Consider the following 13,122-nt stretch of genomic DNA (forward strand, 5'->3'; position numbering starts at 1 on the left):
AAAAGAGAATGGAGGATAACGAATGAATATCGTAGGAATCGCCGCTTGTACGGCCGGAATTGCTCATACGTACATTGCCAAGGAAAAGCTAATGCAGGCGGCCCAAGCAAAAGGGCATACGATTCATATAGAAACGCAGGGATTAGCAGGAACGCAGGATGCGTTGCAAGCGACAGACATTGCGGCGGCAGATATTGTGATTATTGCCGCTGATATTAAAATCAGCGGACGCGATCGTTTTGACGGAAAGAAAATTGTAGAAGTACCGACAGGCTTAGTGGTGAAATCTCCGAACAAGTTGGTGGAAAAATTAGAGGAAGTGAAGCGTTAAAAAGGAGGAAGATGTTATGGAAATGATCAAGCAAATTGGGTTTAAAAAGCATTTGATGACCGCAATTTCATTTTTTTTACCAGTTGTCTGTGCCTCAGGTTTTTTGTTGGCGATTGGAAACATGACAGGCGGCGCTTCGATTGAAAGCTTCGCGGACGGCTTTAGCTTTGCGGATACAATGACAACGATGGGGGGCTATGGTTTGGGCTTTTTACCGATGATTGTTTCAACGGCGATTGCCTATTCAATTGCAGATAAGCCGGGCATTGCTCCAGGTTTAATAGTTGGCATTGTGGCACACGGTATTGGTACAGGCTTTCTTGGGGGGATTGTAGCGGGGTATATTTCAGGCTATGTCGTAGTGCTGTTGACTTTGTTCATTAAAGTACCGGCGTGGATGCAAGGGCTGATGCCGACATTAGTGATTCCTTTTATCAGCGCGTTTATTGCCGGACTGATTATGTATTATGTCGTCGGCACGCCAATTAACTGGTTTACCGGCTTAATCACGGCTTATTTGAGTAATCTGAATACCTCTTCATTATTTATCTATGGTGCTATTATTGGTGTGCTGGCATCGATTGATTATGGTGGTGCGATTAATAAGGTTGTCTTTGCTTTCGTGTTTGCTTTATTTTCTGAAGGAATTTATGAACCGATTACAGTTTTAATTTTGGCTTCAATGGTCACTCCTTTTGGTTTAACAATGGCTTATTTTATCGGCAAAGTAGTGAAGAAAAATATTTTCAATCGACAGGAAATTGAAACCCTGAAAACGGCTTTTCCGATGGGCATTTGTCAAATTACAGAAGGCTGCTTTCCGATCGTGTTAAATGATTTAGCCCGCAATGTAATTGCGACAGGAATCGGCGGAGCTATTGGCGGCGGTCTAAGTATGCTGTGGGGAGCGGACAGCCATATTCCTGCTTCTGGTATGTTTGCTGTGGCTACAATGACACGTCCTTGGGCTTTCATTGCCGCTTTGCTGATCGGCTCATTAGCACAGGCGGTAGCTATTTTAGTTTTGAAAAAGCAAGTTGATCCAGACGAAGCAGTGATCGTTGAGGAAGAAGAGGAAGACATCTCTTGGGATGAGCTAAAGCTTAATTAACGTTGGAGGAAAAATAAATGACCTATCAAGAAAGAGTGCAACAGCTGTTTTTAGCTTCCGGCATTGCCTTTACAGAAGCTGAATTAGCACAAATCGATTATGCCGATTTTGGCTTAAATAATCAAGAAGTAGAAGGCCTAAATCTGATTATTTATGTAAATAATGAACGCTACTGCGCAAAAGAAATGGTTCTCTTGCCGGGACAAACTTGTCCGGAGCATCGCCATCCTAAGCGCGGCAACGAACCAGGCAAACAAGAAACCTTCCGCTGCCGCAAGGGAAAAGTCTATCTTTACGTAGAAGGACCGGCAACAAAACCGATTCACTGCAGTATTCCTAAAGTGAAAGAAGCGGTTTATCAAGTAAGAAAAGAAATTATTTTACAGCCCGGTGAGCAATATACGATTGACCCGAATATTCGACACTGGTTTCAAGCAGGAGAGGAAGGAGCTATTATTTCCGAATTTTCCTCGCCAAGTGATGATGCGAGTGATGTATTTACCGATCCGCTGGTGCGGAGAGTAGCTGTGGATAAGTGAAGAGAAAAGGAAAGATTTTGAGCTCAGAATAATTCTGAGCTTATTTTTGCTTGTAGGGTAATTAAGAAAGTCAAGTAGGAATCTATTAGGATATTAAACAAACAGCAGTTGTACTTAGAAATAAAACATTATTACTGAAATTAATCTGTAAGTTTATTCAATATATGCTATATTTATATCATACATAAAGTTTTTAAGGTGGGGAAGATTGTAGTGAGGTATGAAGATGACAGTATCCAAGTTCAATTGAAAGAATATGAATTTTCAGAAGAAACAATTGATAAATTGAAAGATCCATTTGAAACAAATTATCCCATTTTGTATATTCTTTACAATACTGATAAAAAAAAGATGCCGGAAGCGTATATTGGACAGAGTCGCCGCTTTAATAAACGAATGGAGGAGCATCTTAAAAGTAATAAAAAATCGAAAATGAAAAAAGTGATTATGCTTGGCCATGAAACATTGAATGTCTCAGCTGCATTAAACATAGAGACAAATCTTATCAGTTGCTTTATTGCTGATGAAAAATATACAGTTGAAAATCGTAGTCAGATAAAAGGAAGTGAATCGCATAATTATTATGAGAAAAAATATTATGATGAATGTCTATTTCCCAAAATATGGAATCGCTTAAAAGATGAAAAAATTGTGACCCATAGTGTAGAGTTTTTGAGAAATAAAGATACATTTAAATTATCGCCTTTTCGGGGATTATCTCCCGAACAGCAAGATCTAAAAGAAAAGGTAATTGATTTTTGTAAGCGTGGCGTAACTGATGCAGACAACAACTCTCATGTGTTTTTTATTGCGGGGGAAGCTGGAACTGGCAAAAGTGTTGTTTTAAGTTCAATATTTAAAACAATTCAGGATTTAGCCGAAAACAAAGCATCAACAAATTTTAATATGAATAATAATTACCTTCTAGTAAACCATAATGAAATGCTAAAAACCTACAAAAAAATAGCAGAAAGTTTACCTAATTTAAGGAAAAAGGATTTCATGAAGCCGACTAGTTTCATCAATGACGTTGATAAGGGGAAAATAGAACAGGCTGATATTGTTTTAGTTGATGAATCACATTTATTATTATCTACTAAGGATAAATACAACAACTTTGAATTTGAAAATCAATTAGAAGAGATTATTAAAAGGAGTAAAGTAACAATTGTTGTATTTGATGAGAAACAGGTTTTAAAGCTCAAAAGTCATTGGGATGTTGACAAGCTTATGGAAATAAAAAATAAGTTTCCAATTTATGAAGAGTATCATCTAACTACACAATTTAGGATGAAAGCTGCTCCAGAAATTGTTCATTGGGTTGATTCTTTTGTAAATAGAAAAATTTTATCTTTCCCCAGAATAAAGAAAAGGGAGAAGCTTCAAACAGAGAAAAGATTTGGTGATGAAGATTTTGATTTTCGTTTCTTTTCTAGTGCAGAAGACATGCGGTTGGAAATTGCCGCTAAAAATCAAAAGTATGGATTAAGTAGAATCGTCTCAACGTTTGATTATACACATAAAAAAGATGGGGAAGATTATTTAGTAGAAGAGGGTACCTTTTCTGCACCTTGGAATCGTACGGATTATAAGAAAAGTTGGGCAGAAGAAGAAGCAACAATTAATGAAGTAGGTTCAATATACACGGTACAAGGTTTTGATTTAAATTATGTTGGTGTGATCTTGGGACCTTCGATTGGTTATGATCCTGAAAAAGATGAAGTAACAATAGATATTGATAAATATAAAGATTCAGAAGCATTTAAGAATCGTGAAGGCATTGATAATATTGAAAAAGCAAAGGAACAAATTATTATGAATTCAATCAATGTTTTATTAAAACGAGGAATCAATGGTTTATATATTTATGCAAGTAATGATAAGCTTAGAGAGAAATTAATGACGATTCAAAAGGAGAATAACAATGAATGAATTAATCGAGCAAATTAATCAGTTTAGAGAGGATCGAGACTGGCGCCAATTTCATAACGCAAAGGATTTAGCTATTTCAATTTCTTTGGAAGCCTCTGAATTACTTGAGAATTTTCAATGGAAAACCAGTGAGGAGGCGAAAAGGGAAAATGTTGAGCAAGAGTTGGCTGATGTACTAATTTATAGTTTAATGCTAGCCTCTGATTTGGATTTAGACGTCAAGCAGATTATTGAAAATAAATTAAAACTGAATGGTCAGAAATATCCTATTGAGAAAAGTAAAGGAAATAAAGAGAAGTATACAGAATTATAAATAGCTTGTAATTAGGAAAGATCGCAACATTTAATTTTCATTATATTTACCGTTTTTTATTCTTAAGAAGAAAAATAAGTATATTAATTAGGAAAAAAGCTTTCACTCTCTTCACATTATGATAAAATTAATTATTGTAAGCATAAATAATTAATTAAGGAGAATGAAAATGAAAAAGGTAACAATGGGGATTATCTGTTTTGCAATGGGCGCTTTGCTACTTAGCGGATGCAGTAAGCCTAATAATAAGGCTACTGTAAAAAGTGAAGCTAGTACACAACAGTCAGCTAAAAAATCAAGTGAAAGTAAAAAAGAAAGCTCAGAATCTTCCACAAGTGAAAGTACAAAAGAAGCAAAAGTTTCTGAATCAAGCGCATTTAAATTAATGATTGAAGGCGCTCAATCACAAGTACCAAAGCTGAAAGAGCAGTATGAAGGCATGTATTCGGATATTTCTATCACAGAAGGTGAAAACAATACCGTCGTTTACACATATACCTTCAGTGAGGCTCCGGTGGGAGAAGTTGATGCTGAAGCTCTTAAACCAACGCTGGTTAAAGGCTTAAAATCAACGATGGATGCGGCAAAAGTAATGATTCCAGATATAAAATTTCAAGTTATTTACTTAAATCCGGATGGATCAGAAATCATGAACTTCGTAATTACACAGGCTGATACGGATCAAGTTCAGGCTGACACGGCTGAGTAAAAGTATAAATGAATAGAGACAACCACCGAAAGTTAGAGAATAAGCTGACTTTTGGTGGTTTTTGTTTTGTTATTTGAGTAGAAACTAAAAAAATTTATTTTTCCATTTGACAAGCCTTCATGCATTTGTTACTATAATTAAAAATTAATAAACAAACACGAAGATAAAGAAAGTAAAATTCTGTGGAATTTCTAACAGAGAGCCTTGGTAGCTGAAAAGAGGCGGAAGAAAACGAATTTGAAAATGGCTTTTGAGTGGGTATTTCGAGAATTTTTCTAGAGATACACGGCTGTTCCCGTTAACATGAACCTCGATATCAAGCCAAGGCAGCGTATCGGAGTAGAGGTGGGAATCGTAAGGTTTGCACAAATTAAGGTGGTACCATGTATGTTATTACATCCTTAAAAGAGTCTAGGACTCTTTTAAGGATTTTTTTTTATTTTTTTGAAAATGGAGGGAAACGATTATGTGTCAATCAGCAGCGCATCATTATGAAATTGTAGGTAGTTTTTTACGGCCAGAAGCTTTGAAGCAGGCGCGTGAAAAGTTTGAAGCAGGGACGATTACTGCGGCAGAATTAAAAACGGTAGAAGATCAGGCGATTCGTGACTTAGTGGCGAAGCAAAAGGAAATTGGGTTAAAAACGATCAGCGATGGAGAATTTCGTCGCAGTTATTGGCATTTGGACTTTTTCTGGGGCTTTAAAGGGATTGAGCATAATGTGATGGATCAAGGCTATCTGTTTCACGGGGAAGAAACCCGGGCCGATTCTGCTCGCGTAAATGGCAAAATTCAATTTAATCCGGAGCATCCTGTGTTTGAAGAGTATCAATTTTTAACAACGATTGCTGATGGAACACCGATTCGCCAAAGTATCCCGGCACCAGCTCAGCTAGTTGCCGAATTAGTTCGAGGCTCAAATGAAGAAAAGCTAAATGAATTTTATACGGATCGGGAAGTATTGTATCAGGATATTGCTAAGGCATACCGGGAAACCATTTTAGCGCTTTACGATTTAGGTTGTCGGGATGTGAAGCTGGATGATTGTACGTGGGGCATGCTTGTGGACAAAAGTTTTTGGCAAACGATGACCAATGGTGATTATGATACGCAGCAGCTGCAGGACTTATATTTGCGTTTAAATAATGCTGCGATTACTGATTTACCGGAGGATCTACATGTGACGACGCATGTTTGTCGGGGAAATTATCATTCCACTTGGGCCACTTCCGGCGGTTATGAACCCGTTGCAGACACCTTATTAGGTAATGAAGCAGTAGCAGCTTTCTTCTTGGAATTTGATGATGATCGATCTGGTGATTTTGAACCTTTGCGCTATGTTCCAGAAGAAAAGCAGGTTGTTTTAGGTTTGGTTACTAGTAAAGACGGCAAGCTTGAGGACAGAGAGTCATTGATTGCACGGATTAAAGAAGCAAGTCAATATGTGCCGCTGGAGCGTTTAAGCTTAAGCCCACAATGTGGTTTTGCTTCGACAGAAGAAGGAAATATTTTAACCGAAGAAGAACAATGGGCCAAATTAAAATTAATTATTGATGTAGCTGACGAAGTCTGGGCGAAATAAGTGACGGTTTATACTAAAAAATGAAGGGATGGATTAATATGGCAGAAGTAGAAAGTTTTACCTTAGATCATAATCAAGTGATTGCACCTTACGTTCGTGTAATCACTACCGAAACTGGGGCGAAAGGGGATGAAATTACCAATTACGATTTGCGTTTTGCGCAGCCGAATCAAGCAGAAATTCCAACTGCCGCGATTCATACACTGGAACATTTATTAGCTGCTTTGCTACGTGATCGTTTAGACGGTATTATTGATGTTTCGCCTTTTGGCTGTCGGACGGGTTTTCACTTGATTGTCTGGGGCAATTATTCAGCGGAGCAGGTGGCTATAGCCTTGAAGGAAACCTTGACGAAAATTGTTGAGGAGATCCAATGGTCAGATGTTCAGGGAACGGATGCGAAAAGCTGTGGAAATTATAAGGATCACTCACTTTTTTCTGCCAAAGAATGGGCAAAATTAGTGCTGGAACAAGGGATTAGTGTGTCTGCTTTTGAACGCCAGCCTGTATAGGAGGTTAATCGATGACCTTTGCGGAATTAAAAAGTCAGGTCGTGTTAGTGATTGGCGGTGCACAAGGAATCGGCAAAGAGGTCTGTCAGACCTTTATCAAGGAAGAAGCCATTGTCATTGATGCAGATGTAAAATATACACAAAGATTCACAAAAATTGCAGAACGGTATTATCAGGCAGCACTTGATTTAAGAAATGAAGCGGAGCTGATTCAGCTGATTTCTTTGCTGGAGCAGGAATCACTCATTCCAGAGATTTTAGTTCATGTCGCTGGGATTTCTACGATGGATTATTTTCTGGAAAGTCAGACTGTGGATTATGATCAAGTATTTGCGGTGAATACCAGAGGCGTTTATCTTACCTGTAAGCATAGTGTGGCGGCAATGAAAAGAGCGGGGAAAAGCGGACGTGTGATTATTATTGCTTCTCAAGCGGGCAAAAATGCTTATCGGGGTATGTCCGCTTATGTTGCCTCCAAGCATGCGGTGCTGGGATTAACGAAAAATTTGGCTTTGGAGGTCGCACCCGATCAAATTTTGGGAAACGCCGTTTGTCCAGGCATTATTGAAACAGAAATGAAGTGGCGGGAACGCATCGAAGGCGGTCAACTGCGTGGTCTGACCGCAGCGGAAATTGCAGCAGAGGATGCGTCGCAGGTTCCGTTGGGAAGAACAGGTACACCTCAGGATGTAGCAAATGTGGTCTTGTTTTTGGCAAGTAATTTAGCAGCCTATATGACAGGACAGGCGATTAATGTAACCGGTGGGATGACGATGCATTAGGTAGGAGGAAGTTATGAAAAAGGGAATGCAGGGAATACTTTTAGCAGCGGCCTTTTTACTTGTCGGCTGTAAACAAACTGAAAATAGTCAAGCGCAGGATCAAGAGAATGTAACAAAGGTAGTGATCGGTTCCACTGGCAGTGACGCAGAGATTTGGCAGTTTATCGCTGATTCTGACTTAGCAGAAAAAGCGGGCTTGAATATTGAAGTAAAAGAGATTGACGGCGGTCCGCAGTTAAATAATGCTACAGTGGAAAAGCAAGTCGACGTGAATGCCTTTCAGTCCTTAGGGTATCTCGTTAGCTTTAATAAAGACAGCGATAATAGCTTGGTTCCAATTGTGACGACTTACATGGAACCGATGGGGATCTATTCAGACAAGTATCAATCTGTCAAAGAAATCAAAGACGGGGCGCTTGTTGCTTTGGCAGATAATACGGCCAATACAGCGCGGGGCTTGCGTTTGTTGGAAGCGGCGGGTTTAATTAAACTGGCGGACGATTTTGATGCCGGGACAGGCTCTACCTCGGATATTGTGGAAAATCCTAAGAAGCTGGATTTTAAATTAATCGATGATACGACAGGACCGCGGATTTTAAAAGATGTTGACTTAGCACTGATCAGCAATACGGTCGCTTTTGAAGGCGGGTTAAATGTGCTAAAGGATGCTATTTTCAAAGAAGAAATTGATAAAAATACTAAACCAAGCATCAACGTACTGGCGACAACCAAAGCAAGAAAAGATGATCCGGCGCTACAAAAATTAGGTGAGCTGTATCATACCAAAGAAGTAAAAGACTATATTCAAAAAGAGTTCGGCGGTACGAAGGTTGAAGTTAAAGAAGATATTGAAACACTGTGGAGGGATGTCCAGTGAGAATCGTTATCGCAACAGCCATGAAGGAAGAACTGGCGCCCTTTAGAAGTAAGTATCAAACGGAGGTCATACTGGAGCGTGGTAAAACAGTCATTGAAAAGGTGGTTCAAACAACCCAAAATGAGTTGTTTCTAATGGAAACTGGCATTGGGAAGGTCAACGCCGCTGCAGCCGCAAGCCTTGCTTGTGAGCAAATCAAACCTGAATTGATCCTCAATACTGGTTCAGCGGGCGGTTTTTCAGATCAATTAGCTATCGGTGATGTGGTGTATGCGACCGACTTGCTGTACAGCGATGTTGATGCAACAGGCTTTGACTATGCCTATGGTCAAGTACCGCAAATGCCTGCAAGCTATCCCTTAGCATTTGAATGGCAGCAGCTCGTGGATTCTGTGCCCCGGCCGTCAGCATATCAGCTGCACCAAGGTCTAATTGTTACAGCTGACTCTTTTATGAGTGAGCCTACAGTTGTAAAGACCCTTAAGGAACGCTTCCCCAAGGCGTTGGCGTCTGATATGGAAAGTACGGCGATTGCGCAAATCGGAGATTTTTATAACGTACCGGTTTTGAATATTCGAGGGATTTCCGACATTGCCGGACAAGCCGCAGCGGCTAGCTTTGATACCTATTTAGACCAAGCCGCTCAGCATGCCTTTGAACAGACAGAACAATTCCTGCAGCTTATTGAGAAAAAATAAAAAAAGTGGTGGGCGGGACAAAACTAAAAAACAGTTTTGTCCCGTCCACCACTTACGAATAAACGGTGGCCCAAAGTCAGGTTCTTCGGCAATTTCATAAAATTCAATCAATATAAAAAACATATTGTTCGTCTTTTACTCCAATTGCTCGAACCTAAACGACTTTTGGCTCAACCTCTTTTTAGCTATTCAAATCTTAAGCAAATCGGGGTTTTGTCCACGGGATCTTGCCCCATAATGGCAGTAATGCCGAACAATTCCTGCAAAACAGGTGCTGTCATTACATCATGCGGAGTACCTTGATAATGAATTTCTCCGTCTTTCATGGCAATCATATAATCGGCGAAACGTGCCGCCAAGTTTAAATCATGTAACACCATGACCACGGTTAAGCCCATTTCTCGGTTTAAACGCTGTAATAATTTCAATACTTCCAGCTGGTGCCCCATATCCAAATAAGTGGTTGGTTCATCCAGTAGGATAATCGGAGTCTTTTGCGCCAAAGCCATGGCGATCCAGACCCGCTGCTTTTGTCCGCCAGATAAATATTGAACATTGGTATCGGCTAACTCACAAAGTCCGGTTTGGTCCAGTACTTCATTAATAATTTGTTCGTCCTCCAACGACTTTTTCTGCAAAAGTCCTTGATAAGGATAGCGACCGACCGCCACAATTTCTTTCACCGTCACATCTTCCGGAAAGCTGGCTCCTTGCGGTAAAAATGCCAGCTGTTGTGCGATTTCTTTGCTGGATAACTCTGATATATTTTTTTGATTTAAGAAAATTTCGCCAGCATTGCGATCTAAAATTCGACCTAAACCTTTCAGCAAAGTAGATTTGCCACAGCCATTTGGACCAATAATAACTGTCATTTGTTTCTCTAAAAAGCTGACGTTTAATGATTGAACGATTGTCTTTTGCGGATAGCCTAGCGCTAACCCGCGTCCTACCAGAACTTCTTTTGTCATTGATTTCCCTCGACTTCACTAAACCAGCGCAAATAACGACTAATCACAGTAAAAACTACAGACATATGATTTTCTCCTTCTGCTAGGTAAAAATCACAGGCTTTCGTTAGCTGCTTCTCTTCAAAAGATGCAAACGCTCTTGTCGCCAACGCTACCATGTCGCCTTCCAGAGAACCGACACTCAACAGAACACGGCGGTTTTCTAAAAATGCTCCTGCGCTAGCTTCCAATTTAGGAAAGTATGCTTCCTGATCCCACCACAGGGAAGGACTGACAGCTAAATAATCAGTTAAAAAAGTCAGCTCTTTTCGCAATAAAGCCTCCATTACACATAAACCGCCCAACGAATGGCCAAATAAGCCAACCTTGCGGGAGTCAATCGAGAACTCAGCTGCGACAACCTGATGTATTGGTTCAAGCTGCTCAAAGAAAGCATCAATTCCGCCGCCAGCCGGCATTTGACTGCGAATATCTGTAGGATCAGCTGGCTTTAATTTTGGCGGTGTGTAGTCAATAAAACGGCGCTCACGATGAAAAGGAGCTTCTGCGTGGTAGCTGATACCTACAATCAGCATCGGCTGAACGCCAGTTTTCGGAGAATTACGTTTTTGAAGTTTAACCGCTTCAGCAATCATAACCGTAAAAGCATCGCCATCTAAAACATATAAAACAGGTAACTTTTGTCCTTTTTCTATATTCTCAGGATAAAAAATATCCAAATAATAATCAGCTACTTGCTTTGTTATTGTATTCATTTAGCCAATTCTCCTTTCTTTTGTTGATTTGTCAGATAAGCTAGAATCAGGTAAGGAATTCCCAATAAGCCCATCATGGCGTTTAAAGGCAATTCATTTGGCGCAAAAACATTTTTAACAAAGGTATCACACAAGATAACCAAGCTCATTCCATTCATAAAGACAAAAGGAAGATACAGCTTGGATTGACGCCGAACGAGCTTTGCAGTCAAATGCGGTACCAATAGACCAACGAAGCTGACATTGCCTGCGATCAAAACACTGGCACAAATCAGGATTGCTGCTAATAGAATGAAAACTACCCGCCAGCGTCCTGTTGCAAAGCCAATATTTTGTAATTGAACATCTGAATAACGCATCAGCTCCAGCTTTTCTTTAAATAAAAAGATCAAAGGCACTGTAACTAAAACCCATGGCAAAAGCTGTAGTACCAGCTTCCAGTTCCCTTGACTAATCGATCCTTCCAGCCAGTTATTAACTCGTGAATAATCATCCGCATTAATTTTCAAAGAAAAGTAAGTCGTTAACGCTGAAAAACCAGTACTGATACCAATACCATTTAAAATAAAGCGCTGCATACTCATACCAAAACGCTGAACCGATAAAGCAAAATTTAAAATTAAAGCCAGTAAAGCACCCAATAAACCAAAAAATACCAGCGATACACTTTGCGCCTGTGTTGCTTCAGTAAAATAACTACCAACAATAAAATAATAAAAAACACTACCAAAAGCTGCCCCGGAATTAACACCTAGTAAACCGGAGTCCGTAATCGGATTACGGGTCATGGCTTGTAAAACATATCCAGCTATCGCCAAAGCCCCGCCGACTAAAGCCGCTAAAATTAAACGCGGCAAACGAAATTCCCAAAGAATTAGTTTTGCCTGATCAGCGCCTGTTTGATGAACGACCAATTGCCAAAGATCACTAAAAGAAATCTCAAAGGTGCCGGAAGTGATGGAAAGCCAAGCTGCAAAAATCAATAGAATAAAGGGGACAGTTATTTTTAAATAGTTAACCATTCTGTCGCACACCTGCCCCTCTGCGAATTAAATAGAGGAAAATGGGTACACCAATTAAGGCAATCACAACACCCACCGGCGTTTCAAAAGGATAATTAACAAAACGAGATACATAATCACTAATCAAAACCAGCAGACTGCCAATAATAGGTACAAAAAAAATGGTAATAGAATACCGTTTCCCAAGAATCAGCTTCGCTATATGAGGGACAATTAATCCGATAAAAGATAAACGACCAACAATCGCTACACTAACACCCGTTAAAATCACAACGACCAAACTATAAAACCTCGCCCAACGCTTCCGATTCATCCCTAAGGAAACGGTGATTTCTTCGCCATACGCATAAACATCCATCTGCTTTCTAAAAATAATCAATAAAATAATTAAAATCAGCAATATAGGTAGAAAATAAATGACATCATTAAAAGTCACCCGATATAAACGGCTATTGTGCCAGGAACTAACGGACTGCGCTAAATTATAAAAGCTGACTAAAAAAGTGGTCACACTACTTAACAACATACTTACCACAATCCCAATCAATGGAAAAGACAGCTGTGACTGATTAATGAAAGCCATTCGATTGACCACGCTGATTAAGCCATATGCCAAAAATGAGCCGAGAATTGAAAAGATAATCCTTTCAATCGTAGTCAGCTGCGGTATGAAAATCATACTAACAGCAATCAGCAAAGCTGATCCGTCACTAACGCCCATTAATGACGGATCGGCTAAATCATTTTGGTAATGCAACTGCATAATAAAACCACTAAGCGCCAGACTGGCACCGACCAGACTGGCAACTAAAACCCGAGCTAAACGAGACATCATAATCACCTGATTTTGGTCAGTTGCATCGTAATGGAAAAGGGCTGCTTTTAAAACACTAAACGCCTGATTCATTTCAAACGTTAAAGAGAGGAAGCTAAACAACAAGAAGGCGCAAAGAGCGCCTGTTCCCCAAAACCAATAGCTGCTTTTCATAAA

15 protein-coding genes and 1 other annotated feature are annotated in these 13,122 nt (G+C 39.8%); of the genes, 11 read left to right on the plus strand and 4 right to left on the minus strand.

Annotation, left to right across the window (positions count from 1 at the left end):
* Positions 1–22 precede the first annotated feature (22 nt).
* From ABH902_RS02565 to ABH902_RS02615, 11 genes are all read left to right on the plus strand, one after another.
* Positions 23–331, plus strand: coding sequence for a PTS fructose transporter subunit IIB (locus tag ABH902_RS02565; protein ID WP_404588972.1), 309 nt, complete (start codon positions 23–25; stop codon positions 329–331).
* Positions 332–347: 16 nt separating this feature from the next.
* On the plus strand, positions 348–1,442 hold the full coding sequence (locus ABH902_RS02570; RefSeq protein ID WP_404588973.1) for a PTS fructose transporter subunit IIC: 1,095 nt from the start codon (positions 348–350) through the stop codon (positions 1,440–1,442).
* A 17-nt stretch (positions 1,443–1,459) separates the two neighbouring features.
* A complete protein-coding gene (locus ABH902_RS02575; RefSeq protein ID WP_404588974.1) occupies positions 1,460–1,981 on the plus strand; it encodes a D-lyxose/D-mannose family sugar isomerase in 522 nt (173 codons plus the stop codon).
* A 213-nt stretch (positions 1,982–2,194) separates the two neighbouring features.
* A complete protein-coding gene (locus tag ABH902_RS02580; protein ID WP_404588975.1) occupies positions 2,195–3,913 on the plus strand; it encodes a DNA/RNA helicase domain-containing protein in 1,719 nt (572 codons plus the stop codon).
* Complete coding sequence (locus ABH902_RS02585) at positions 3,906–4,226, plus strand: nucleotide pyrophosphohydrolase (RefSeq protein ID WP_404588976.1); 321 nt, start codon at positions 3,906–3,908, stop codon at positions 4,224–4,226. Before ABH902_RS02580 ends, ABH902_RS02585 begins: the two co-directional genes overlap by 8 nt.
* A 169-nt stretch (positions 4,227–4,395) precedes the next feature.
* Positions 4,396–4,935, plus strand: a complete 540-nt coding sequence (locus ABH902_RS02590) for a DUF4854 domain-containing protein (RefSeq protein ID WP_404588978.1) — start codon at positions 4,396–4,398, stop codon at positions 4,933–4,935.
* Between the two features lie 151 nt (positions 4,936–5,086).
* Positions 5,087–5,341, plus strand: a binding site (T-box leader).
* A 60-nt stretch (positions 5,342–5,401) separates the two neighbouring features.
* The gene (locus ABH902_RS02595) at positions 5,402–6,517 is read left to right on the plus strand and encodes a 5-methyltetrahydropteroyltriglutamate--homocysteine S-methyltransferase (RefSeq protein WP_404588979.1); all 1,116 of its coding nucleotides are present in this window, start codon (positions 5,402–5,404) and stop codon (positions 6,515–6,517) included.
* A 38-nt stretch (positions 6,518–6,555) separates the two neighbouring features.
* Entirely contained in the window at positions 6,556–7,029 is a 474-nt protein-coding gene (locus tag ABH902_RS02600) for an S-ribosylhomocysteine lyase (RefSeq protein ID WP_404588981.1), read from the plus strand.
* Between the two features lie 11 nt (positions 7,030–7,040).
* Positions 7,041–7,811: an SDR family oxidoreductase gene (locus tag ABH902_RS02605; RefSeq protein ID WP_404588982.1), complete on the plus strand. Its 771-nt coding sequence runs from the start codon at positions 7,041–7,043 to the stop codon at positions 7,809–7,811.
* A 13-nt stretch (positions 7,812–7,824) separates the two neighbouring features.
* A complete protein-coding gene (locus tag ABH902_RS02610; protein ID WP_404588983.1) occupies positions 7,825–8,688 on the plus strand; it encodes a MetQ/NlpA family ABC transporter substrate-binding protein in 864 nt (287 codons plus the stop codon).
* Positions 8,685–9,386 (plus strand): 5'-methylthioadenosine/adenosylhomocysteine nucleosidase, encoded by a 702-nt coding sequence (locus tag ABH902_RS02615; RefSeq protein ID WP_404588984.1) that lies wholly within the window; start codon positions 8,685–8,687, stop codon positions 9,384–9,386. The genes ABH902_RS02610 and ABH902_RS02615 overlap by 4 nt, the downstream gene beginning before the upstream one ends.
* Positions 9,387–9,571: 185 nt before the next feature.
* Here the strand turns inward: ABH902_RS02615 and ABH902_RS02620 are convergent, their stop codons facing one another.
* The 4 genes from ABH902_RS02620 to ABH902_RS02635 are packed head-to-tail and all read right to left on the minus strand — an operon-like array spanning position 9,572 to position 13,119.
* Positions 9,572–10,354: an ABC transporter ATP-binding protein gene (locus ABH902_RS02620; RefSeq protein WP_404588985.1), complete on the minus strand. Its 783-nt coding sequence runs from the start codon at positions 10,352–10,354 to the stop codon at positions 9,572–9,574.
* A complete protein-coding gene (locus tag ABH902_RS02625) occupies positions 10,351–11,109 on the minus strand; it encodes an alpha/beta hydrolase (RefSeq protein ID WP_404588986.1) in 759 nt (252 codons plus the stop codon). Before ABH902_RS02625 ends, ABH902_RS02620 begins: the two co-directional genes overlap by 4 nt.
* The gene (locus ABH902_RS02630) at positions 11,106–12,131 is read right to left on the minus strand and encodes a FecCD family ABC transporter permease (protein WP_404588988.1); all 1,026 of its coding nucleotides are present in this window, start codon (positions 12,129–12,131) and stop codon (positions 11,106–11,108) included. Before ABH902_RS02630 ends, ABH902_RS02625 begins: the two co-directional genes overlap by 4 nt.
* A complete protein-coding gene (locus ABH902_RS02635; protein ID WP_404588989.1) occupies positions 12,124–13,119 on the minus strand; it encodes a FecCD family ABC transporter permease in 996 nt (331 codons plus the stop codon). Before ABH902_RS02635 ends, ABH902_RS02630 begins: the two co-directional genes overlap by 8 nt.
* Between the last annotated feature and the right edge of the window lie 3 nt (positions 13,120–13,122).

It is taken from the genome of Enterococcus sp. UD-01 (assembly GCF_044909655.1).
Taxonomy (GTDB): domain Bacteria; phylum Bacillota; class Bacilli; order Lactobacillales; family Enterococcaceae; genus Enterococcus_L.

What these genes read in the sequence shown, in the direction of transcription:
- ABH902_RS02570 (WP_404588973.1), top strand. Translation starts at nt 348, where the DNA reads ATGGAAATGATCAAGCAAATTGGGTTTAAAAAGCATTTGATGACCGCA.
- ABH902_RS02635 (WP_404588989.1), bottom strand. Translation starts at nt 13,119, where the DNA reads ATGAAAAGCAGCTATTGGTTTTGGGGAACAGGCGCTCTTTGCGCCTTC.
- ABH902_RS02610 (WP_404588983.1), top strand. Translation starts at nt 7,825, where the DNA reads ATGAAAAAGGGAATGCAGGGAATACTTTTAGCAGCGGCCTTTTTACTT.
- ABH902_RS02620 (WP_404588985.1), bottom strand. Translation starts at nt 10,354, where the DNA reads ATGACAAAAGAAGTTCTGGTAGGACGCGGGTTAGCGCTAGGCTATCCG.
- ABH902_RS02575 (WP_404588974.1), top strand. Translation starts at nt 1,460, where the DNA reads ATGACCTATCAAGAAAGAGTGCAACAGCTGTTTTTAGCTTCCGGCATT.
- ABH902_RS02595 (WP_404588979.1), top strand. Translation starts at nt 5,402, where the DNA reads ATGTGTCAATCAGCAGCGCATCATTATGAAATTGTAGGTAGTTTTTTA.
- ABH902_RS02630 (WP_404588988.1), bottom strand. Translation starts at nt 12,131, where the DNA reads ATGGTTAACTATTTAAAAATAACTGTCCCCTTTATTCTATTGATTTTT.
- ABH902_RS02625 (WP_404588986.1), bottom strand. Translation starts at nt 11,109, where the DNA reads ATGAATACAATAACAAAGCAAGTAGCTGATTATTATTTGGATATTTTT.
- ABH902_RS02605 (WP_404588982.1), top strand. Translation starts at nt 7,041, where the DNA reads ATGACCTTTGCGGAATTAAAAAGTCAGGTCGTGTTAGTGATTGGCGGT.
- ABH902_RS02585 (WP_404588976.1), top strand. Translation starts at nt 3,906, where the DNA reads ATGAATGAATTAATCGAGCAAATTAATCAGTTTAGAGAGGATCGAGAC.
- ABH902_RS02565 (WP_404588972.1), top strand. Translation starts at nt 23, where the DNA reads ATGAATATCGTAGGAATCGCCGCTTGTACGGCCGGAATTGCTCATACG.
- ABH902_RS02600 (WP_404588981.1), top strand. Translation starts at nt 6,556, where the DNA reads ATGGCAGAAGTAGAAAGTTTTACCTTAGATCATAATCAAGTGATTGCA.
- ABH902_RS02590 (WP_404588978.1), top strand. Translation starts at nt 4,396, where the DNA reads ATGAAAAAGGTAACAATGGGGATTATCTGTTTTGCAATGGGCGCTTTG.